The 22,718-nt window shown below is 47.6% G+C and carries 15 protein-coding genes; 8 read left to right on the top strand and 7 right to left on the bottom strand.

Translation table 11 applies throughout. The features are described 5' to 3' along the window. The first annotated feature begins 235 nt into the window (after window positions 1–235). The 3 genes from AC50X8_RS03390 to AC50X8_RS03380 are packed head-to-tail and all read left to right on the top strand — an operon-like array spanning window position 236 to window position 4,999. Entirely contained in the window at window positions 236–3,262 is a 3,027-nt protein-coding gene (locus AC50X8_RS03390; RefSeq protein WP_494878592.1) for a histidine kinase, read from the top strand. A 21-nt stretch (window positions 3,263–3,283) separates the two neighbouring features. Next, window positions 3,284–4,420, top strand: a complete 1,137-nt coding sequence (locus tag AC50X8_RS03385; protein ID WP_494878590.1) for a response regulator — start codon at window positions 3,284–3,286, stop codon at window positions 4,418–4,420. Window positions 4,421–4,474: 54 nt separating this feature from the next. Further along, window positions 4,475–4,999, top strand: a complete 525-nt coding sequence (locus AC50X8_RS03380; protein WP_056043276.1) for a hypothetical protein — start codon at window positions 4,475–4,477, stop codon at window positions 4,997–4,999. 9 nt (window positions 5,000–5,008) lie between these two features. On the opposite strand, the gene AC50X8_RS03375 is transcribed toward AC50X8_RS03380, so the two are convergent. From AC50X8_RS03375 to AC50X8_RS03355, 5 genes are all read right to left on the bottom strand, one after another. Beyond that, a complete protein-coding gene (locus AC50X8_RS03375; RefSeq protein WP_056043277.1) occupies window positions 5,009–5,494 on the bottom strand; it encodes a hypothetical protein in 486 nt (161 codons plus the stop codon). 305 nt (window positions 5,495–5,799) lie between these two features. Then, window positions 5,800–6,882 carry a Gfo/Idh/MocA family protein gene (locus AC50X8_RS03370; RefSeq protein ID WP_056043280.1) on the bottom strand — a complete coding sequence of 361 codons (1,083 nt, stop codon included), beginning with the start codon at window positions 6,880–6,882 and terminating at the stop codon, window positions 5,800–5,802. A gap of 158 nt (window positions 6,883–7,040) precedes the next feature. Further along, entirely contained in the window at window positions 7,041–8,132 is a 1,092-nt protein-coding gene (locus AC50X8_RS03365; RefSeq protein ID WP_056043283.1) for a Gfo/Idh/MocA family protein, read from the bottom strand. Window positions 8,133–8,150: 18 nt separating this feature from the next. Further along, on the bottom strand, window positions 8,151–9,098 hold the full coding sequence (locus tag AC50X8_RS03360; RefSeq protein ID WP_494878587.1) for a helix-turn-helix domain-containing protein: 948 nt from the start codon (window positions 9,096–9,098) through the stop codon (window positions 8,151–8,153). A 54-nt stretch (window positions 9,099–9,152) separates the two neighbouring features. Then, window positions 9,153–10,154, bottom strand: coding sequence for a Gfo/Idh/MocA family protein (locus AC50X8_RS03355; RefSeq protein ID WP_056043285.1), 1,002 nt, complete (start codon window positions 10,152–10,154; stop codon window positions 9,153–9,155). A 260-nt stretch (window positions 10,155–10,414) separates the two neighbouring features. On the opposite strand from AC50X8_RS03355, the gene AC50X8_RS03350 reads away from it, so the two are divergent. Then, the gene (locus AC50X8_RS03350) at window positions 10,415–13,006 is read left to right on the top strand and encodes a KAP family P-loop NTPase fold protein (protein WP_494878585.1); all 2,592 of its coding nucleotides are present in this window, start codon (window positions 10,415–10,417) and stop codon (window positions 13,004–13,006) included. Between the two features lie 156 nt (window positions 13,007–13,162). Here the strand turns inward: AC50X8_RS03350 and AC50X8_RS03345 are convergent, their stop codons facing one another. After that, window positions 13,163–14,014 (bottom strand): AraC family transcriptional regulator, encoded by an 852-nt coding sequence (locus tag AC50X8_RS03345; RefSeq protein WP_056043291.1) that lies wholly within the window; start codon window positions 14,012–14,014, stop codon window positions 13,163–13,165. Window positions 14,015–14,262: 248 nt separating this feature from the next. On the opposite strand from AC50X8_RS03345, the gene AC50X8_RS03340 reads away from it, so the two are divergent. From AC50X8_RS03340 to AC50X8_RS03330, 3 genes are all read left to right on the top strand, one after another. After that, window positions 14,263–15,561, top strand: a complete 1,299-nt coding sequence (locus AC50X8_RS03340) for a Gfo/Idh/MocA family oxidoreductase (RefSeq protein WP_056043293.1) — start codon at window positions 14,263–14,265, stop codon at window positions 15,559–15,561. A 1-nt stretch (window position 15,562) separates the two neighbouring features. Further along, window positions 15,563–16,969, top strand: coding sequence for a glucuronate isomerase (uxaC, locus tag AC50X8_RS03335; protein WP_494857732.1), 1,407 nt, complete (start codon window positions 15,563–15,565; stop codon window positions 16,967–16,969). Between the two features lie 218 nt (window positions 16,970–17,187). Beyond that, window positions 17,188–18,759, top strand: a complete 1,572-nt coding sequence (locus AC50X8_RS03330; RefSeq protein ID WP_494878583.1) for a glycoside hydrolase family 43 protein — start codon at window positions 17,188–17,190, stop codon at window positions 18,757–18,759. Window positions 18,760–18,814: 55 nt separating this feature from the next. On the opposite strand, the gene AC50X8_RS03325 is transcribed toward AC50X8_RS03330, so the two are convergent. Beyond that, window positions 18,815–20,053 carry an aspartate aminotransferase family protein gene (locus AC50X8_RS03325; RefSeq protein ID WP_494878581.1) on the bottom strand — a complete coding sequence of 413 codons (1,239 nt, stop codon included), beginning with the start codon at window positions 20,051–20,053 and terminating at the stop codon, window positions 18,815–18,817. 277 nt (window positions 20,054–20,330) lie between these two features. Between AC50X8_RS03325 and AC50X8_RS03320 the strand changes: the two genes are divergently transcribed. Next, window positions 20,331–22,697, top strand: a complete 2,367-nt coding sequence (locus tag AC50X8_RS03320; protein WP_494878579.1) for a helix-turn-helix domain-containing protein — start codon at window positions 20,331–20,333, stop codon at window positions 22,695–22,697. The last annotated feature ends 21 nt before the right edge of the window (window positions 22,698–22,718 follow it).

Raw genomic sequence — 22,718 nt, 5'->3', positions numbered from 1 at the left:
GGCATCTATGTTTTAGGAGTCTGTTCTCCACGCCTTTTGTCCTCACCAACTCAGGGGCAGGCGGGATTTCATCGTTGTGCAAGCTGTAATCAGCGGCGGCGGATGTTTTAAAGGATAGACAGGGCAATTCGAGAATGAGAAAATAAAGGAAGCACAGCCTTAAATAGATACGAACGCTATGAAGTTAACCTATGACCGTAAAAATAAACGATTATCGCAAGCAAGGGGGGCTGAGGTGCGCCACATCAGAACAGATCGCTTTCTACTGGGACTTGGCATCATGACGCTGCTCCTCGCGCTAGTTTTATTGCAGCAAATGATAGGCTTCCGCGAGACGCTCACGGCGAAGCAGGGCATTTTAACTTTGCCTAGCGTGGAATGGCTGGATAAGCGAGTCGTTTCCTTGGATGGGGAGTGGGCGTTTTATCCGAATCAGCTGTTGTCGCCAGAGGAAATTAGGCAAGCAAAGGCGAGGCCCGTTATCATTCATGTGCCAGGCAACTGGAACGAAGCGCAGCATAATAATGGTGATTTAATGACTGGGAAAGGCTATGGAACGTACCGGCTGCTTGTGCGAAATGTGCCGCCGAATGAGCCGCTGGCGATAGCCAAACGTTATGTTCGTTTTTCCGATGCGATGTATGTCAATGGACAGCTGCTCGGGCGATCTGGCCAGCCAGGGAGTTCTGTTGAAACCTACCAACCGCGCAATGTGCCTTATACGGTGTATTTTCACTCGGAGGGTACGGAGATTGAAATTGTGCTGCAAGTGGCTAATTTTGATTTTCATAGCGGCGGTATTAACGGTGCCATTGATCTGGGCCTTAGTCAGCGTATCGAAGCGAGAACGACCCTGCAGTCTGGGCTTGAGTTATTAACGATAGGAATTGTCCTGATTTTGGGGCTTTTGTTTTTTTATTTGTACTTTCGTCTGCATCGAGATGGGCTTCAATTGCTGTATGGGCTGTTCTTTATTGGTTTCGCACTCATTGTATTTACAAATGGGGAGCGGCTGCTGCTGCAGTTTTTTCCGGAAATGCCCTTTGAGGCTGCCTTCAAGCTGAAGTATATCGCGGTGTATAGCGTACCTGCTATTGTATTTGTTATTGTATCGCGAATTGCAGCACGGCTAATGATTCGGAGATGGCTGCAGGCTGCAAGTGCTTTATTAGCTCTATATGTGACTTTGATTGTGCTACTGCCGTTTCACATTTATTCGTATGCTCAAGACAGTATTTATTTAGTTATTCTGTTTACCTATGTAGCGGCCTCTGTCATGCTCCTGTCCCAGTATGTGCGGGGCGAATATGGGAGCATCAGCAAAGCGCAGTTTCAATTGCTTATTACATGCGTATGGATGATGCTTATCAACAGCGCACTGGCGATCGTAGTGGTATGGAACCCGATAAGCCAAATTTTGCTCAATGGAGCGACTCTGCTGCTTCTCGGTGCTTTTGCCATGCTGATCGTTTATCAATATGTCAGCGCTTATGATTCCATGCAACAGCTTGCTCATCAATTACAGCTGGCAGATAAGGCTAAGAATGAGTTTTTACTGCTAACCTCCCATGAGTTGAACTCGCCGCTGCACAGCATCCTTCATTTATCGAAATCGCTTCTGGGGTCGCCGCTGCGTCAGACGGACGAGATTGGCATACGTGAGAAGCTGCAGCTCATACGCAATACTGCCCACCGAATGTCGAATCACGTAAATGATTTGATCGACATGTCGCGCTTTAAAGATGGCAGCATGAAGGTGGCAATGGGCACGGTTGATCTCATGTCCTCCATCTCAGTCGTTGTTGAGGTGCTTGGCTTTCTAGTTAATGGAAAAGGGATCGTCCTCATGCGGAAAATCGAGCCCGAAGCCCGCTATATTATGGCCGACGAGAGCAGGCTGCAGCAGGTGCTATACAGCATCGTTTATCACATGATTGGCCGGCGGAGCCATAGGGAGCTTATATTCGAGTGTTTAAAGCAGGATGAAAACGTGCGAATCATTCTAAGGTACAAGCCTCGCTTAACGGAGCCAATAGGCGATAGGATGGAGGAGGGTTTTTCTGCAAAGGAGTCAAGCAGTGTTGCGGCAGGATTGTCTTTTGCCTCAGAGCTTATCCGCTTAATGGGTGGGACGCTTCTCATTCATGATGCGGAGGAATACATTCAAATCGAACTGAAATCTGCAAAAATAGTAGATGGGAAGGCCCTTTCAGAGGTTGCCGCTGCCCGAGCCAAACATGAATGGCATGGGGAACGCAGCCATGGTGGAGCTTCGGCAGTGATACTTATTGCTACCGCAGATCTCGCAGATATGGAGCATTTGAGTACATTGCTTTCTACAGAAGGCTTTCAGATGATGTTCGCGGGCTCCGATACGGAGGCGCAAAAGCTTCTGGAGCGGCAGCGGAAGCCAGATTTGGTTATTGTGGATGCGCTGCTTCCGCCTGCAACAGGCTATGTGCTGTGCAAACGAATTCGAAATGACTTTACCCAAGCCGAGCTTCCGGTATTATTTATTAATATGCGCGGCACACCCGCAGATGTTGAAGCATGTCTGAGAGCGGGTGGAAATGATTTTATTACGCGCCCGCTTGATGCGGGAGAAATTCTCGTACGTGTACATACGCTGCTTGGGATGAAACGGTTGGTCAAGGAAGCAGCGGGCAATGAAATGGCGTTTCTGCGATCGCAGATCAAGCCGCATTTTTTGTATAATGCCTTGGGCACGATTATGTCATTATGCTTTACAGATGGTCCGAGAGCAGGCGAGCTGCTGGGCAGCTTCAGCCGTTATTTGCGCATTCTTTTTCATCTGGATAATTCAGAGGAAACGATTCCGCTCAGCAAAGAAATGGAGCTTGTCCGGGCTTATGTAGAAATTGAACGGGAGCGATTTGGCAGCCGGCTTCAAGTGGAATTTGATGTAGATGACACGCTCCATTCCTGCAAAATTATGCCGCTTCTCATTGAGCCGCTGGTGGAAAATGCGATTCGCCATGGGGTGTCCAAAAAAATTAGCGGGGGAACCGTACGCCTGTCGATTCGAAGGCTTGAGGACATGGTGCAGGTTGTAGTCGAGGACGATGGCGTTGGCATGCCACAGCAGCAGGCACAAGCCTTATTGAATAAAAGGGCTGGAGGGCAGGGCATCGGTTTGCAAAATGTACAGCGGCGGCTGAAGCATCTGAGTGGACAAGAGCCTGCCATTACCAGTGAGCCAGGCGCAGGTACAAAGGTAACGATTATGTTTCCATTCCAGTAGTGGAAGGAGAGGAGTATCGCGGTGCTGCAGGCGTATTTGGTAGATGATGAGCTTCATGCGTTAAACATTTTGGAAATTTTTCTTGCTCGCACCGAGAAAGTGACCGTCGCGGGACGATACATCAACGGCTTTGAGGCGCTGGAAGCGCTTCGGCACAAGCGGCCGCATATTTGGTTTCTGGATATAGAAATGCCGGAAATGAGCGGCTTGGAGCTGGCCGCCTACATAAATGAGGCTGATCCCGATGCAGCTATTGTTTTTACAACCGCTTACGATCATTACGCTGTAGCGGCTTTTGAACACGAGGCGATTGATTATTTGCTAAAGCCGATTGAAATGGAGCGTTTGTCCCGAACCATTGAACGACTGACAAGGGACAAGGGCGTGAGGGTGCAATCCGCTGCACTTGATCTGGTAGCTGGCTGCAAGGAAGAACTTATCGTACATATGCTCGGTGTATTTCATGTCCAATCTGCAAACGGCATGCAGCTGACGTGGCGGACGGCCAAGGAGAAAGAACTGTTTGCTTATTTGCTGCTGCATGGTCATATGACGTCGGGCGTTCACCGTGATCGCATCATTGCAAGCCTCTGGGCTGACGAACCGTACGAGAAAGCTAAAATCTATTTGCACACCTGTGTCAGCCTGCTGCGGAAAGGCTTGCGGCAAATCGGCATTGAACAGATGGTCAGCTATAAAAACGAGCAATATCGTCTGGATATGAAAAGGATTAAGGCGGATGTATTTGCTTTTATATCCGCTTCTTTAGAGCTGCAGCCTCCTGCAGAGACATCTATTGTGCAGATGGAGCAGACGTTGCAGATGTATGGGCAAGAGCTGCTTGCCCAAGAGGATTATGATTGGGCTGTAGAATGGCATCAGCGGCTGGAGCATTTTTCAATGGAGTGGCTGCTTAAGCTTTCATCCCAATATCTCGCTCAAAAAAATGGGAAAAAGGCAGCTGAGGCTGCGGAGAGCGCAATTATTCAATCGCCGTATGAAGAAGAAGCTTATCGCTGTGCGATGCACGCCTATTTGTTCATGGGCGAGCACCATCAAGTGCATCGCGTCTATCGCAAACTAAAGGAGCAGCTGGCTGAGCTGAACATTCAACCCTCTGCGCTCTCGCGGCAATTGTATGAGCAGATCGAGGTGTGACGGTCGTAAGAGGGGCGTAGTTTTTTTAATATATGTTTGGAGGATTACGATGATATGAAAAATAAAACGTTGATTCTTTTCAGTATAACTATACTTATTATCCTGATTGCTTTTTTTGGCTTTGGCAATCGCAATGCGCCAGAGCAAGTTGCTGTTCCTGCTGATCCCGTACCAACTACAACTGCAACTGCAAAAGCAAATGCAGCCTCGACAGCAGCAAGCATTCAAATGACGGAGAGTGTGGATCAGGCGGCAAGCGCAATATCTTACAAAAAAGAACTGATTGCCCTAACTAATCAGAGTGGTCAAAGCGCCTATACGGGGTCGCTTACAACGATGCCGGCGGACGGCAAGGTTTTGAGCATTTCCGTAGAAAACAAAGGGGACTCTACGATTTATTTGAATATTAAACGGAATGAAGAAGAGACTGTGACGGCTAAGCCTATCCGCAAAGGCGAGCAAATTACGCATACCTTTGAACAATTAGAGGCTGATGGCATGAGCGGGGATTGGTCCATTTATGCCTATAGTAAAATTGGCGCGGCTATGAATGTGAGTGTAAGGGCAGGACAGCTCTAAGGCTTAAGCCTACAGCTGCTGCAAATCCTTCATCAACCACTCGTCTGATCCATCGCGAGATAAAAACCATACATGGGTAAACCGGCCTTGCGGCTTATAAATGAGCTCCTTGGCACGCAAAATGTCGGACATGCCGAAGGCGGGGGAAGCATTTCGAATAATTAACGCGATCGGATAAGCAGTCGCGTAATTGTTTATTTTCATTTCCTTCGTCTGGATACGCTTGTTCAACTCGGCGATCAGCATTTCGACAACCTCTTGATTGAGATTGCGCGATTGGGAGCGGCCCAGCAGCCTTTTCGCTTCTTCGGAGTCATAGAACAGGTGGGTAATTTCAACGCCGATCATGTGATGGTTCCGATGCTGAAGCACGGCATCCGGTCGTTCGCGCTGATAGAGGAGCCGGAGCTTGCTCTCATAATTATGGTTGTAGAGATTAATGAAAATGCGGACAGCGGTGCGTTCGAGATCTCTTTTTTCCTGGTAGCCCTGCAACGGAATTCCCCTATCTGCTACCTCTCCGAGCTGCTAAGCTTCCTTCGGATCGGTTAAATTTGTATGCTTGTTTAGCAAATATCCCCTAAAGCAAATAAGCAATGATGGCCCCAAGCCCTGCAAGCGTACATAAAACGCCGATAAAAAGCTTGAGCTCGCTCCTCCTTGAAAACGGAGTATAGTTCTATAATAACATGATCGATGAGCAGAACTGTAATTGTTTAGTGAAAAAAAGCCTGCTCCTTCCGCGTTCGGATAGGGAGCAGGCTTGATTTTTAGGTTTAGCTTCATGAAGCAGCTAGCTATTACAAATAAACGGCTTTTCCTGTGCGAGCGGACTCATAAATGGCTTCCAAAATTTGCGACACGACATAGGCTTGCTCTGGCGTTACAACCGGATCAGTGTCGTCTTCAATCGCTTTCAGCCACATTCTCATTTCCAAATCGGAGTCGCGGCCGGAATCTGCACCGTCAAAGAAAGCGACGCCTCCGGATTTCAGCTCAATGTCGGTCGTGTAAAGACGGCTGTGATTTTCGCCATTGATTCGCAGTCCGCCTTTCATGTCTGCTCCGCCTTCTGTACCGGACAGCGAGCATTTTGCTTCGTCAATATCCAGTGTGTTCAGCGCCCAGCTGGACTCAAGGGAAATCGTCGCGCCATTTTCCATGACGATCATGCCGAAAGCGGAATCTTCAACGGTAAACTTGGCAGGGTCCCAAGGGCCCCAAGCGTTGGCTGCATTTTCACGCTGCGACAGCTTGTGGTATGCCGTTCCAAGCACAACCTTCGGCTTGTAGTTGTCCATCATCCACAGCGTCAAATCCAGCGCGTGAGTACCGATATCGATTAGCGGGCCGCCGCCTTGTTTTTCTTCATCAAGGAATACGCCCCATGTTGGTACAGCGCGGCGACGGATCGCATGTGCTTTCGCGTAATACACTTCGCCCAGCTCGCCATTTTCACAAATTTTCTTCAGCTGCTGGCTGTCTGGACGGAAACGGTTATTGTAGCCGATCGTCAATTTTTTGCCAGTACGGCGAGCGGTTTCCATCATAAGCTTCGCATCTGCTGCTGTTTTCGCCATTGGCTTCTCGCACATAACATGCTTGCCAGCTTCCAGCGCAGCGATTGCGATGACGGCATGGGAATCATTTGGCGTACAGACGTGAACGATTTCAATGGTTTCGTCCTTCAACAGCTCAGTGTAGTCGGTGTATACGCGAGCGCCTTCCGCACCATACTTCGCGGCAGCCTCCTGTGCGCGATGCTCTTCAATGTCGCAGAAAGCGACGATTTGCACGCTTTTAATGGTGCTAAGGCTTGGCAAATGCTTGCCACCCGCGATACCGCCGCAGCCGATAATCGCAATACGATGAGTTTTAGACATAATAAAATCCTCCTTGAATTTTGGTTTGAATTTGAAGTACTTCAGCAATTGTTTTAAAAGTCTTCAAAAGGCGACCGGAGTGAAAGGTTTGTATTTGAGAAGCAACAGCGATCGAAAACCAAATCTTTTACGCAGCGGAGCTGCCTTTAAATAGCCTTTTACGCAAACGGGGAAGGCAAAAAGATATCGACTTCCTTTTTCGTCTGAGCAGAACGGATAATGCCATCAATAACGGCTTGATTGCGCACGATTTGGCTGCCCGGGATAGGAGCCGGTCTTCCGTCGCGCACCGCTTCGGCAAAATCCCACACCTTGGCATGGAATAAATCCGTTTGGTGCTGAATAACCGGAATCGGGCTTTCTGTATGATGTCCTTGTACATCATGGAACATCGTGATGGAGCCTACACTGCCATCGAATACGCCGCTCCAAGGGCCGGAGCCGGAAGGCGTAACCTTGAGTCCGGCATTAGTACCGAGAAAGAGGGCAGCGCCGAGCGAGTCCATATGCATCGCCCAAGAGATTTTGAAATTAAGCACAATATCGCCTTCGAAACGAATCATTGCCACGCCGAAATCCTCGACGTCAAACTTATCCGCTTCCTTATGGTACAGCGGGTTCGTGCCAAAATGGTTAGACGTAAACGCCGATACCGTCAGCGGCTTCGGATAGCCGAGCGCATTCATCGCCATGTCGAGCGAATAGCAGCCGATGTCGGCCATCGCGCCAGCTCCGGCAATATCCTTGCGGATAAAGGTTCCGCCTGGCATGCCGCGGCGGCGTCCGCCTCCCGTTTCTACATAATACACTTTGCCCAGCTCGCCGGACGAGATAAGGTCGCGAATGATCGCCATATTCGGGTCATAGCGCGGCTGGAAGCCGATGTTGAGCATATTGCCCGTTTTGAGCGCTGTCTCCGCCATCGTCACCGCTTCTTCAAGCGTGACCGACATCGGTTTTTCCAGCATAACATGCTTGCCTGCATTTAGCGCATCAACCGTCGTTTGAAAATGGGCCACATTTGGCGTGCAAATGCTGACGCCATCTAGCTCCGTGTCGAGCAGCTGACGGTAGTCCTCATAGGCCGCCGCATGGGGCAGTTCCCAGTGCTCGATAAATTGCCCGGCGCGGCCGGGAATAATATCCGCGACAGCGGCAACTTCTACGCCAAGCATTTGCTTATACGCTCTGGCATGGGCGCCTGCGATGCCGCCGCTGCCGATAATTCCGATTTTTAACGTCTTGGACATTGCGATTATCATCCTTTACTACATGATGGACAGCTGCTGCGCGCGGTATTCGGAAGGGGTCATATCAAAACGTTTGCGAAACACCGCATGCAAATAGTTGGCATTGGCAAAACCCGTTTGCTGGGCGATTTTTTCAATCGACTGCGTGCTTTCGGCAAGCGCATGGCATACCGCCTTGAGGCGCATGTTTTCGAGTGTGGCACTGAAGGACTGGCCGTCCCCGGCCTCCTTGAACACCCGCTGAATATGCCGCGAGCTTAAATTCAGCTTGTCGGCCACGTCCTCAAGCGTGACCTCGCCAGAGTAGTTAGCCTGTATATATTCCATCGCGAGACGATAGCGGTAAGCCTTCATATCCCGGGTGGGTAAGTGGGCCTGCTCCGGCTCCTTCACCGTGTCATAAGCGCGCACTGCGCGAAGCAATATTTGAATGACATTTTGTCTAATTGTCGTATAGCTGCCCGTATAATGCCGCGAGCAAGCTTCATAAGCTTCCAGAAACAGAGGCATAGCCTGATGCACATCATCGGCCGGAAACAGCGGCAGCGTGCGAAGCTTGCTGATGCAATCATCGGCCTCGGCAATTTCCCAATCATCCGCTTCCGTAACAGGGGAAGGGCCGGGCTGCAATCTGCGATCGATAATATCGACATGCAGGCACAGCTCATCCATAATGTCATCCGGGCTTGCCTCCTGATAATGCAGCACATCAGGTCCAGTCAAATAAAACATGCCTTCGTTCAGCGCATACGGCATATCGACCAGAATAACGGTCCCCTTGCCCTGCGGTATAAAATGAAACTCGAACTCGGCATGCTTGTGAAAGTTGACGATTTTGCCGGGAAGAAACTGGGTCAGGTGAAAACGCAGCACATGAATATCGTAATAGCCCCAGCGGATGCGAAGATCAAGCCTCTCAAGCGCATCCTGGCGCTCACGCATCACTTCATATGGAAAAGGTTGCAATCGCGCCAAACCTCCCTTCAAGCCGTTTTTGTTGAAAAATAATCCAGTAGTCTATTATTGCGCCAACTCATCGATACGAATCGATTTTCCTTCACGCACGGAGCGGTTCGCCGCTTCAACCAGCTTCGTTAATTCAACAGCAAGCTGTACATTTTCCTCAGCTTTTGTATTGTTCACAATATGATCGGCAAATTGGTTGAAAGCGCCTGGGCGTGAGTCTGGCAGCGTCTGCTCCTGCCACTCCTTCGCAGCGTCTTCTCCGTTCAAGTTCGTGCGCAGCAGCAGGCGGTCATCTGGTGTGCCGTACATCAATGTGCCTTGCGTGCCATGGATTTCAATGGTGAAAGGCGAAAAAGCGTTGACGAAGCCTGCTTCAACGATACCGACAGCGCCGGATGCTGTTTTTAGCAGTACAACAGCGTTGTCTTCTACTTCTTTTCCTGTTACATAGCCGTATTGGGCAGATGCTTCAACAGGCTGCTCACCGAGGAACAAGCGAGTCAAATACATCGGGTGGCAGCCCAGATCGATCAAAGCGCCGCCGCCGCATTGCTCCAAATTGTAAAAATGCTCAGGCAGCCAGTTTTTCGTAGCGCCATCATGCGACAATCTAACACGGACAAGCGTAACCTTGCCCAGCAGCCCTTGCGCCAAAATGTCCTGAATCGCCAGCGTGTAGCCAGCATTCAGCCTTGGCAGGGAAACGGTAAGCTTCACATTGTTTGCGGATACTGCTTCAATGACTTCATTCACTTCTTTAAGCGTAGGAGCGATAACCTTCTCCGTAAAAATATGCTTGCCAGCGCGAGCCGCCGCAATGATAACGTCACGGTGGATGTTGGACGGAGCGTCTACGATTACTGCATCAATGTCGCTTGCGAGCATCTCGTCCAAGTTGCTGTAGAAGGGAACGCCTAGCTTGTCAGCCGCCGCTTGGCCGCGCTCTGGAAGCTCATCCCATACCGCTGTAATTTCTGTACCCGGATGCGCCTGCGCTTCCTTCGTATAATCCCAAGCATGTACATGCCAGTAGCTAATTTTACCAATTTTAATCATCTCATCACTTCTCCCAACCTAGTATACAAAATTGAGACATCACAGTAAATTTATCATAGAGATTTCAAATTTATTAGTCTAATTAAGTGACTTTGTATGTATAAGATTGCGACGTAAATTTTTTCGTTGATAACCTGCAATAATTATGCCTAAAAATACATCCTAGAAACGGAATGTTTTTATTTTATGTAAGGATCGTTGCTTTAGAAAAATAACATTTGTATGATTAAGGAAGTTATATGAGAGGGGTATATGAGGAAATGAAAGAAGATGTTAGTGTGGTCAAAAGATTAAAAGATTATTTTGGAAAAGGAAAAACTAACCTTTCTAAACTTGGTTTCTTTATTTTGTTTAGCACATCGATATCATATGCGGTCCTCTTATGCATCCGCTTAGCGTTTAAGCCCATATTAAATACCACCCCAACAAATCACGTTATCCAGCTTGTTGTCATTATGTATGGAGCCATTTGGTTAGCCATTGTTTATTTTGAATTTAAGCAGCATGTCAGGCTATTTTTATTCAAAACTATACGTCGGAAACTGCTGCCGGCAGTGTTAATCTCAATCATCTTGGATTATGGATTTAATGATCAGAACAGACTATTTTCCGGGGGAGTTTGGTCTGATCTATATGATGTGAATGTAATAGCCATTTCTTTATATGCAATCATTTTGACGATCAAAAAGCTGCTTGCCAAAAAAGATGAGCCCGAGACTGATGCTGCAGACAAAGCACAGAAGTACCAATTTCATTCTAGTCCTTCATTAGGCATTGGTGGAACTGACAGCTTGGGTCGTGAGAAGTTTGCGAAAGATTTGGCAGCGATCCTCATAGATCGTATGGCTATTCCTACGGATCATGCTTTGACTATTGGGCTATATGGGCCATGGGGGTCAGGAAAATCCTCTATTATTGATTTGATTGAAAAGCAGCATATTAGTAAAGAGAAGATTATTCGTTTCCATCCTTGGTATATGGGGAAGGATCAAAATAATATCATTCCTGAGTTTTTAAAGCTGTTAATATCGCATCTGGAAAATCGTCAATCTAATTCCCAGCAAAAGCTTATTTATGGGTTAAAAAAGTATTTGAAATTTTTGACAACGATCAGCATAAGACCACCGGGGTTTATTGTGAATTTTAAAGATTATATGAGCAATCCTGAACTTTCCAAAGATTTTGAAGATGCTCAAGGCATGAGGGAACATATTATTGATTTGCTGAAAGCGGCTCGAATGCCTATGGTGGTTTTCATAGATGATATAGATCGTCTAGATAATAAGGAGATTCAAATCATCTTTAAATTAGTACGGCTTATAGCTGATTTTCCTAATATCACCTATGTTCTTGCTATGGATGAGAAGCACGTAGCGAAATCGTTATCCCAGCTCTATTCTAAAGACTATGAGGAAAAGGTAGGGCTTGAATATATTTCAAAGTTTATTCATGTGCCGCTTTACCTGCCAAGAGTTGATTCCTACCTGATGATTAAAGCTTTTCAAACGTCAATGATGAAAATAATAAACGATTATACAATTGAAGTTGAAAATGATTACATCGATTTTTTAGGGGGAATTGCTAATCACTTTCAGTTCACGCCAAGGAATATGGAGAGAGTTGCGAATATCGCGATGGTTCATATGCCCATGTTAAAAAAAGAAACGAACCCGAAGGATCTTCTAACCTTATTAGCGATTAAGATTGATAATCCTGAATTATTTGCGTTCATTTATAAAAACTCAAGCGTATTCCTAGGTGAGCAAAAAGATGAAGTCGTTCTCAAAGAGCAACGTGAGAAGCTATACATACAATTTCCGTCTTATATTTCCTTATTAAACAAGTTATTTCCCGCTCTCGGGAATTCAAGTGTAAATAAATTTTTGTCGAACAAAAATAAACTAATTTGCTCTTCTGTGCATTTCGATACTTATTTTCAATATGCTGTACCTTCTTTAAAGGTGTCCAACGAGCAGCTTCAGAAATTTTATACTGCGATTTTGGACAGCGATGACGAGGGGGGAACGGTATACGGGGAGCTAGTAACTGATTTGAATCGGGAAGAGTTTTTTCATCAATTGTGGCTGGATATAGCTCCAGAGCAGGTCGAGAAAAACATGAAAATATTAAAATTTGTTCTTGATCAGCATCAAGATCTCACGAAATTTAATAGGCAGATGACAATTTTTATAAATGAAATGTTTAAAGCATTGATAAAAGAAGATAGTGATAATGAAAAAGTTACGTCTATTTTATCAAACTACAAAGATGGTTTGTTGATTGCAGCACAATTAAATAATAATGGTATAAAAAAGGGTGAGTGGGCTCAAAAATATATTTTTGCTCATATGGACCTATCGGTGCTGCTCGAATATTCAGACGATGACGTTAAAAGTGCATTCAATTTGTGGGCGTTCAGTGAGGAAAATGATATTCAAAACATTCGGGCTATGGTAAGTGATTGGGTAAGTAAAAACGGGATATGGAAGATCGTTAGAATGAAAATGACCGATCCCCTTGAAGATTATAGTTTCGCATTTTACAATTATGCATCGTTACTATCCATTTTACCAGTAGAAGTAATAGAGGAAGCTGTGGAAAAAATAGGAGAAATTAGTTCGGAAGTAGAACTGAAATTGTTCTTAAGGACTGGCGATTTCAGAAAAGAACAGCTTGAATTAGCCTACATGCATAGTACATGCTATGCAAATACATTAAAACAGCTTACCCATAGTAAGGGTGAATCTTGGACTTATACATTTGTAAAAGCTGCTGAACTGCTCTGTAAATATGGGAGACCAGAGAACACTTTCAATATAAAAGAAGAGTTAAGTAAACATTATACACAGTAGAGTGATTGAATTTAAAAGAAGGCACACTAAGTAAGTCAAATAAGCATTATTTGTCATGTAAAAGTGTCCTGCAAGAAGGCCATTTATCAAGTAGCTTTCTTGCAGGACACAATCTATTATACAACTGAAATATTACATATTTATCTGTTCAAGAGGCTACAAATGCTTGCGATAATCCCGCGGTGAGAGGCGCGTTACTTTTTTGAACGTTTTGCCGAAGTGGGAGAAGTTGTCGAAGCCGGTGGCGGCGGCAATTTCCGTAATCGACTGGTCGGTTTCGCGCAGCAGGCGCTGGGCTTCTTTGATGCGGGTAATCGTCAAGTAGGTGGAGAAGGAGAAGCCGGTAATTTCCTTAAAGATGCGGCTTAAATAATAGGAGCTGATATAGAACTGCTCGGCAATGGCGCTCAGCCTAATCTCTTCGCTGAAGTGGTGATTAATGTAACGCACGATTTCGGTAATTTTTGCATGCATCGGCGTGGCATGGGAGAGCGGGACGAATTCGTGCTTTTGCAAATAACGGGCCGCATGCAGCAGCAGCTCGGTAACCGCGATTGGCGGATAAAGCTCATAGCCGGGAGGGCATTGCTGAATTTCCTCCAGCAGTCTGCGAATGAGCTGCTCCATCACCAGCTGTTCCTGACGAGGCAGCCGCAGCACATGAATATGCTGCTCGAACGGCGACAGCAGCAGCTCGCGAAGCTCAGGCGTGAAGGTATCTGGGAAATGGTGATCGAAGTGGATGATGACCCGTTCATGCGAGGCTTCGCCTGCGTACAGCGTTTTGTGAACGACTTGGCGGGAAATGAAGATCAAGTCGCCCTGCTCCACCGGATAAGAACGGTCATGGACGAAATAAATCCGTTTGCCGCTGAGCAAATAATAAATTTCATAATAGTCATGAAAATGATCATTGGGCATTGTGAAGGGCTCGGAGCGCTTCATATATTCAATATACAAATCCGCTAAATTCCCATAATCAAAGGAAGCGGGCGTTTTTTCAATCATAGCCTTTAAAGCTCCTTTCGTATAAAACGCAAAATATGCGGCATATTTCGTGAATTAAGCACTATATGAGGAGAATTATAACACTTATATGCGATAAAATGAAAGCGTATTAAACAATCAAGGTGAAACGGCTGTCGCCGTCCTTTAGCGGCGCGGCGCGTTTCAGTCCGAGAAATATAAGCCTATTTATACGTGTGAAACTTATAAATTCTTATATTTCAAAAAAATCAGACAAAGGGTGAGCCGCAATGACACAAAAGAAAAAGTACGTATTGGTAGGAACGGGAGGAAGAGCTGAGTTTTTCTACGCTGCAATTGCAACCGATTTCAGAGATACGTCGGAGCTGCTTGCATTTTGTGATACGAACCAAACGAGACTTGACCATGCCAACCATCGTTTAACCGATAAATATAATTATCATTCCGTTAACACATATAAAGCAGAGCAATTCGAGGAAATGATCGAGATTGAGAAGCCGGATTCCGTTATTGTGACCAGCGTAGACCGCACGCATCATACGTATATTATTCGGGCGCTGGAGCTTGGCTGCGACGTCATTACCGAGAAGCCGATGACCGTAGATGAGAAGAAATGCCAAGATATTATTGATGCTGTTGAGCGCACAGGGAAAAATGTTCGCGTAACGTTCAACTACCGCTATGCGCCGCATCATACGAAAGCCAGAGAGCTGATCGAGAACGGCACAATTGGCAAAGTCAATTCGGTGCATTTTGAATGGCTGCTCAATACGCAGCATGGCGCGGATTATTTCCGTCGCTGGCACCGTGACAAGCGCAACAGCGGCGGCCTGCTTGTCCACAAATCGACGCATCACTTCGACTTGGTGAACTTCTGGATCGGCTCGCAGCCGGATACCGTCTTTGCTTTCGGCGATCTGCTGTTTTATGGTAAGGAAAATGCCGAAGAGCGTGGCGAAACGAAGTTTTACGACCGTGCAACAGGCCACCCCAATGCGAAGGAAGATCCGTTTGCGCTGCATATGGACAGCAATGAAAACCTCAAGGCAATGTATTTGGATGCCGAGCATGAAGACGGCTACCGCCGCGACCAAAGCGTATTCAGCGACGGCATTAACATCGAAGATACGATGGGCGTAATGGTACGCTACAAAAATAATGCGATTCTGACTTATTCGCTTAATGCTTATCTGCCATGGGAAGGCTACCGCATTGCGTTCAACGGCACGAAGGGCCGGATTGAGATGGAAATTGTCGAGCAATCCTATGTTAATTCCGGCGGCGAAAAATCGCAAGAGGGCGCGCTGAAAGGCAAGCGCATTATCGTTTATCCAATGTTTGGCGCTCCTTACAATGTGGAAGTGGAAGAAGGAATTGGCGGCCATGGCGGCGGCGATCCTGTACTGCTCAACGATATTTTTGGCACGCCAGTAGAGGATAAGTTCAATCGCGCGGCGAATCATGTAGACGGTGCCCGTTCGATTTTGACAGGTATTGCTGCTAATAAATCGATTCAGACGGGACTCGCTGTGAAGGTGGACGAACTAGTTAAATTCAGGAGGGACTAACTTGGCTAAGTTTCTGGACGACAATTTTTTGCTAGCAAATGAAACGGCGCGGGATTTGTACCATAACTATGCAAAGGACATGCCGATTATCGATTATCATTGCCATTTGAGCCCGCAGCAAATTTACGACAACATCAGCTTCTCGAATTTGTCGGAAGCTTGGCTGTATGGCGATCATTACAAGTGGCGGGCGATGCGCTCGAACGGAATTGAAGAAAAATATGTCACGGGTGGCGAAGGCGTCAGCGATTATGACCGCTTCCTCGCTTTTGCAAGGACGGTTCCGCAGGCGATTGGCAATCCGCTTTACCATTGGTCGCATCTGGAGCTGCAGCGCTTCTTCGGCGTCGATGAAGTGATTAATGAGCGCAATGCGCCGGCGATTTGGGAAAAAGTAAATGCGAAGCTGGCGGGAGATGGCTTCAAGGCCCGCGATCTCATCGTAAACTCCAAGGTTGAGGTCGTCTGCACGACGGATGATCCTGCGGATTCGCTGGAATATCATTTGAAAATTAAGGAGCTGCCGGACTTTCCGGTAGCGGTGCTGCCTTCGTTCCGTCCAGATAAGGCGCTGGAAATTAACCGCGCTGGTTTCTTGGAATGGATCGCGAAGCTGGAGCAGGCCGCGGGCCAAAAGCTGGACAGCTATGAGGCGCTGTTAGCTGCGCTGGAAGCAAGAGTTTCCTTCTTCCACGAGGCAGGCTGCCGCGTTTCGGATCATGCCCTTGACTATGTGCCTTACGGAGAGACGACGAAGGATGAGGCAGCGGCGATTTTTGCTAGCGCTCTTGCCGGAAATCGTGTAAGCCTTGAGGATGAGAAAAAATACAAAACGTATACGCTTGTTTTCCTCGGAAAGCTGTATGCGAAGCATGACTGGGCGATGCAATTTCATATTAATGCCGCGCGCAACAATAATACGGCGATGTTTAATCGCCTTGGACCGGACACCGGCTATGATTCTATCGGTGACAGTCCGCTTGCGTATCCGCTCGTTAAGCTGCTTGATGAGCTGGCGAAGGATGAGGCGCTGCCGCGCACGATTTTGTATTCGCTTAATGCCATGGACAATGAAGTGCTTGGCTCGATTATCGGCAGCTTTCAAGGCGACGGCATCCCGGGCAAAATCCAGCTGGGCTCCGCTTGGTGGTTCAATGATACACGGGACGGCATGGTCGTACAAATGAAGGCGCTCGCGAACTTCGGTCTGCTGAGCCGTTTTGTCGGCATGCTGACCGATTCCCGCAGCTTCCTGTCTTATACCCGGCATGAGTATTTCCGCCGGATTTTGTGCAATTTGCTCGGCGAGTGGGTGGAGAACGGCGAAGTGCCGGATGACCGCGAGCTGCTGGGCGACATTGTCCGCAACATTAGCTACTACAATGCGAAAAACTATTTTAAATTTTAATCGTCAGGTTTAGCCGCATCGGCGTGCTGGAGTCTTCCATAGATTCCAGTACGCCGATTTTTTATTATAGAAGAGCATATTTCTAACAAATCGTTAACATTCATTGCGGCATGTGTGGGAGTTTTAGTCGAATTCATTCGTTTTTGCAGCTTGGCTGCTCAGATAAAGACGCTATACTAGAGGCGTTAACAGGACTTCTATACACAGGAGGAGAGCGAATGATCATTAATCCAATACTGAAGGGCTTTAATCCCGATCCGTCTATTATTAGGGTTGAGGATGATTATTATATCGCCACATCGACGTTTGAATGGTTTCCCGGGGTGCAAATTCATCATTCGAAGGATCTCATCAACTGGCGGTTGCTAACGCATCCTTTAACCCGAGTATCGCAGCTGGATCTAAGAGGCAAGCCAAGCTCAGGCGGCATATGGGCACCGAATTTAACCTATGATAACGGCACCTTTTATTTGCTTATTACCGATGTAGTTGCTCGCAAGGGGCCATTTAAGGATCTTCATAATTATTTAGTAACTGCCAGCGATATTTTAGGCCCATGGTCGGAGCCGATCTATTTGAACAGCAGCGGCTTTGATCCCGCTATGCTGCATGATGACGACGGCCGCAAATGGCTGTTTAATATGAAATGGGATTTCCGTCCAGGAAAAAGCCACTTCGCAGGAATCGTGATGCAGGAGTTTTCCCCTGAGCAGGGAAAGCTTGTTGGCGAAGTTCGCCATGTATTCAGCGGCACGGACATCGGCTTGACGGAAGGGCCTAACGTGTACAAGAAGGATGGTTATTATTATATGCTTTGCGCCGAAGGCGGCACGGGTTATAACCATGCGGGAACGCTTGCCAGATCGCGAACAGTTGAAGGGCCGTATGAAGCCGACCCCCATTATCCCCTTCTGACAACCGTTAACGATCCTGAGCATCCGCTATTGAAGGCCGGACACGGCGCGCTTGTTGAGACGCAGCATGGCGACTGGTATATTGCTCATCTATGCGCGAGGCCATTGAAAGGGAGAATGCTCAGTCCACTTGGACGGGAAACCGCGCTGCAGAAGGTGGAATGGTCCGATGAGGGCTGGCTGCGGCTTGCCGGCGGCGGACGATTGCCGCAGGTAGAGGTCGAGGCGGCTGGACTTAAGGAGCATCCTTTCGAGCCAGAAGCGGCTGTTGATCACTTCCATGCGCCGCAGCTGAATTTGCATTTCAGCACATTGAGGGTTCCGGCTGATGAGAGCTGGCTGAGCTTGAAGGAGCAGCCCGGATTTCTGCGGCTATACGGGCGGGAATCCCTTTATTCGCTGCATCAGCAAAGCTTGGTTGCCCGCAGGCTCCAGCATTATGACTGCGAGATCGAAACCTGCGTGCGGTTTGAGCCGGAACATTTTAACCAAATGGCTGGCTTGACGCTGTATTATGATGTGGACGATTATTTTTATTTGCGGATAAGCCGCGATGAGAAACTTGGCAAGCATATTGCGCTGGTGACTAGCAAGCAAGGGCATTATGAAGAGCCAGAGGGCGCAACCGTAGTGGCGGAAGGCTGGGAGAGCTGTTATTTGAAGGCGGTTATCCACGACGATGAGGTTCATTTCTATTGCTCGGAAGATGGTGAACAATGGATGGTCGTGGGCGAAAGGCTGGATTTAGGGCAGCTGTCGGATGAATATGAGGGCAAGCTTGGCTTTACGGGGACGCTGGCAGGGATGTGCGTGCAGGATTTAAACGGCACGAGGCTGCATGCAGACTTTGATTATTTCCGTTATGAGCCTTCATAAGACGATGAGAAAGAAGCCGACAGCTATTGGGCAGCTGTCGGCTTCTTCATGTCGGCTAGGCGTTGGCCGCTACTTTCTGTACAGTTTTTAGTCCCAGCTTGCTCATGGCACGCTCCAGCAGCTCGAACATTTCGTCCGTTTCTGCTTCGGTTACCGTGAGTGCGGGGGTAATCCGTACCGTGGAAGCGTTAAGCGCATTAATAATCAATCCATCCTCCATGCAGCAAGCCGCAAGCTGTGGCGCTATGCCTTCCTGCACAGTGAAGGCAAGCAGCAAGCCTTTGCCGCGAATATCGGTGATCGCATACTCGCGGGACAACTCAACCAGCTTCTCTGTCATTAAATCACCCATCAGCTTCGAATTGGTGGCCAAATCCAGACGAATAATCTCCTCTACGACTGCCTGGCCTGCTGCCATCGCAAGCGGTCCACCCGTATATGTTCCACCTTGATCGCCAGGCTCAAAAAGATCGTGCTGCTTCATCGTTAGCGTCGCGGATAACGGAAAGCCGCCGCCAATTCCTTTCGCCAGCGTCATGACGTCTGGTTTAACGCCATAATGCTCATGGGCAAACATTTTTCCTGTCCGGCCAATACCGGTCTGAACCTCGTCGAAAATAAGCAAAATGCCATAAATATCGCATGCCTTGCGCAGCGCCTGCAGATAAGGCACATCCACCGAATGGACGCCGCCCTCCCCTTGAACGAGCTCCAGCATAATGGCACAGGTGCGGTCGTTAATCTCAGCGAAGCACGCGTCAAAATCATTAATAGGCACATGCTTGAAGCCTGGAACTTTAGGGGCATAAAGGCTTTCCCAATGCGCTTTGCCCGTTGCCGACATCATGGCGAGCGTTCTACCATGAAAGCTGTTCGTCAAAGTAATAATTTCATAAGCGCCGTTTAAATTTAGGGCGCCATGCTTGCGGGCGAGTTTAATCGCGGTTTCGTTCGCTTCGGCGCCGCTGCTGGTGAAATAGGCTTTGTCAAAGCCGGACACGCTTGTCAGCAGCTCCGCGAACTCAACCATTGGTTTGTTATAGAATGCGGGGCTTGCATGCACGAGCTGTCCTGCTTGCTTGGCAATGGCCTCCTGCAAAGCTTTAGGCGAATGTCCCAAGCTGGTGACCGCCCAGCCACTGCTGAAATCGAGGTATTTTTTACCTTCCGTATCCCATAGGTACATGCCTTCCCCGCGCTCCATCACGACCTCGGGTCTGCTTGCTGTGAACAGCACTGATTTTTTGGCCGCTGCCAGCAAGGCAGCTGTATCGTTGTTTTTCAAATTAGGCATCGTCTAACCTCCGTATAAGTCTCGTTATGTATAAATATACACTTAAGTAAATAAAAATACAATACGCAGCTGCATATTTGCTGAGCGGTCCATCACAAGACGGATATCGTGGGGTTGTTCTTCAAATAGTAACCAAATCATTAATATTTATAGTAGCGCAGACACAAGGAATACTCGTCTGAAGGTATTCGCTCCGGCGACTTCATGGTATTATCAGAAAACAGCAAAATATAAACAGAGCGTCAGCAGATTATACAAACGTGGGGGAGTTCAGGCAATGAACAATGTAAAGAGCTTTATCATGAAGCGGAAGCTGCTGCTGAAAATGATCTTTTCGTATGTAGCTGTCGGATTTATTCTCATTGGGGTATTTGCTTATGTCATTATCGATAAGGTTTCGGATAATTTGACGGAGGACGTCAACCAGTCGGTCATTCGGATGACCGAGCAGTCTTATAATACGGCTGATATTTTGCTTACCTCGACCTATAACTATTTTGCCAAAAACTATGACAACCAGGTCGTTTATAACGCGATGTATGGCGGTTCCTTCACTTATATAGAGATGAAGCAAATTAATACGCTGCTGTCCGAGATGAAGGAAGCGAACCCATTAATCGATTCGATTTATATTTACAACCTGAATAATGATAGCGTTTTCTCATCGGAGAAGCCGATTACGCCAATTGCAGATTTTTATGATAAAAGGTTGACGGCGATGCTGAAGGAGAAGGATTTTTATAAAAAAGGCGTATTTATTCCGCGTAATGAAAAGTATACCGAGTTAGCAAAGTCTTATGAGAAGAACTGGATTACGATTGTCTATTCCCAATTCGCCCGCAATTCGATTATTGATGGCGCGCTTGTCGTAAATTTGGATCAACAGATGCTGCAGCAGCTGGCAACGAAGGGAAGCGGCAGCGGCAGCTCGATTCAATCGGTCATTATTAATGATAAGGGAACGGTCATTTCCCACAGCAATCCAAGCATGGTGAATAAAAATTTAAATGAGGAGCCTTATATTCGTACCATATTGGATTCTACAGCGGAAAGCGGCCAACTGAGCGATACGATTAATAATCAAAGCGTCTTCGTTTCTTATTTTAAGTCGGATCGTCTAGGCTGGAGCTTTATTGGCATTGCGGAAAATGAAAGCCTGCTGCTGAAGGTCAATCACTTAAAGCAGTTTATCGTCTGGATGACCGCTATTTTTGTCCTAATCGCCGCGGCCACGGCACTTTTTTCCATTCGCATGATTTATATGCCGCTCAATACGATTATGAAGCGGGTAGGCTCATCGCTGCAGGTTGGACTTAAAGATGGCTCCCAGCTTAATGAGTATGAGCTGCTGACGAAATCCTTTTCCTATTTGGAGGGGAAGGTAACGGATCTGCAGCTTGACGTATCGGGTTATTTGCCCGCCAAACGCAAGGAGGTGCTGCGCTCCGTTATTCAAGGAGGCTGCACGGGCCTGGCAGGCGATAAAAAACTGACCGAGCTTGGGCTGCATTTGCATGCTGCGGATTGCTTCCAAATATGCGTCATTCGCCTTGATGAATACGACAAGCGGCTGCAGCAATTTGATTTGGCGGATATTTCCTTATTCAAATACGCGATCTCCAATATAGCGGAGGAAATTATAACGTCGCCGATGCAGCGCGAGGCTATGGACGATAATGACGATACGATCGTGCTGCTTCTGAGCTGGAAGGATGGCGAGCTAGGCGGTACTGCCGAGGTTGAGCAGCGGATGGCAGATATTCAGTCCAAGGTTGCGCAGTATTTGAAGCTGTCGGTTACGATTGCGATTGGGCCAGTTGTGCAAACGCTTAAGGCGATTCCGCTTTCTTGGAATCAGGCCTACCATTCGTCGCGCTATCGTCTGATTTGCGGCTATGGCACTATTATTGCCGAGCAAGGAGAGGCCGCTATCCATGCCGCTGCGGAGCATGATTATCCTTTAGCGCTGGAGAAGCATATTACCGATCAGATGAAGCTGGGGGATAAGGCGAAATTCCAGCAGGCGGTTGAGCAGTTTTTTGCGGAAATCCGCACCTATCAATATGATGAAATTATGCTGTATGTGTATCAATTGACGGTTATGGCGGTGCGCACCAGCAAAGGGATGGTCAGCGAAGCCGAGCTGCTGCAGAGCGGGATGCTGTCGCTTCCGGAAACGATTCAGAAGCAGGAGACGCTGGAGCATATGATAACGGAGTTTGCAGCGGCATGCAGGCGAGTGATGAGCCAGCGCGACCACAGCTCGTCGCAGACGAATGTGAAGGCGGTATCGCTTATTGAGGAGCAGGTGCGCTCAGGCTATGCCGATCCGAATTTGTCGGTAGAGGGCTTGGCGGAAGCCGTGGGATTATCGACAAACTATGCGAGAAAAGTGTTTAAAGATTTTACAGGCAAAACAATTTCGCAGTATATTGCCGATTTCCGCTTCGACAAGGCGAAGGAGCTGCTGCTGTCTACCGATTTATCTGCCGGAAAGGTCGGAGAGCTGGTCGGGATGACGAATACGAATTATTTTTATGCCTCATTCAAGAAGCATACGGGCAAATCGCCCGTTCATTATCGCAAGGCGTACATGCTGGACACGATGCTGAAGGATGTTAAGGAAGATGAAACAACACTGTGAAAGGTTCTATCATGCTGAGAA

Source organism: Paenibacillus sp. JT22N15, assembly GCF_059383755.1.
This window is presented reverse-complemented; position numbering and strand designations above follow the sequence as displayed.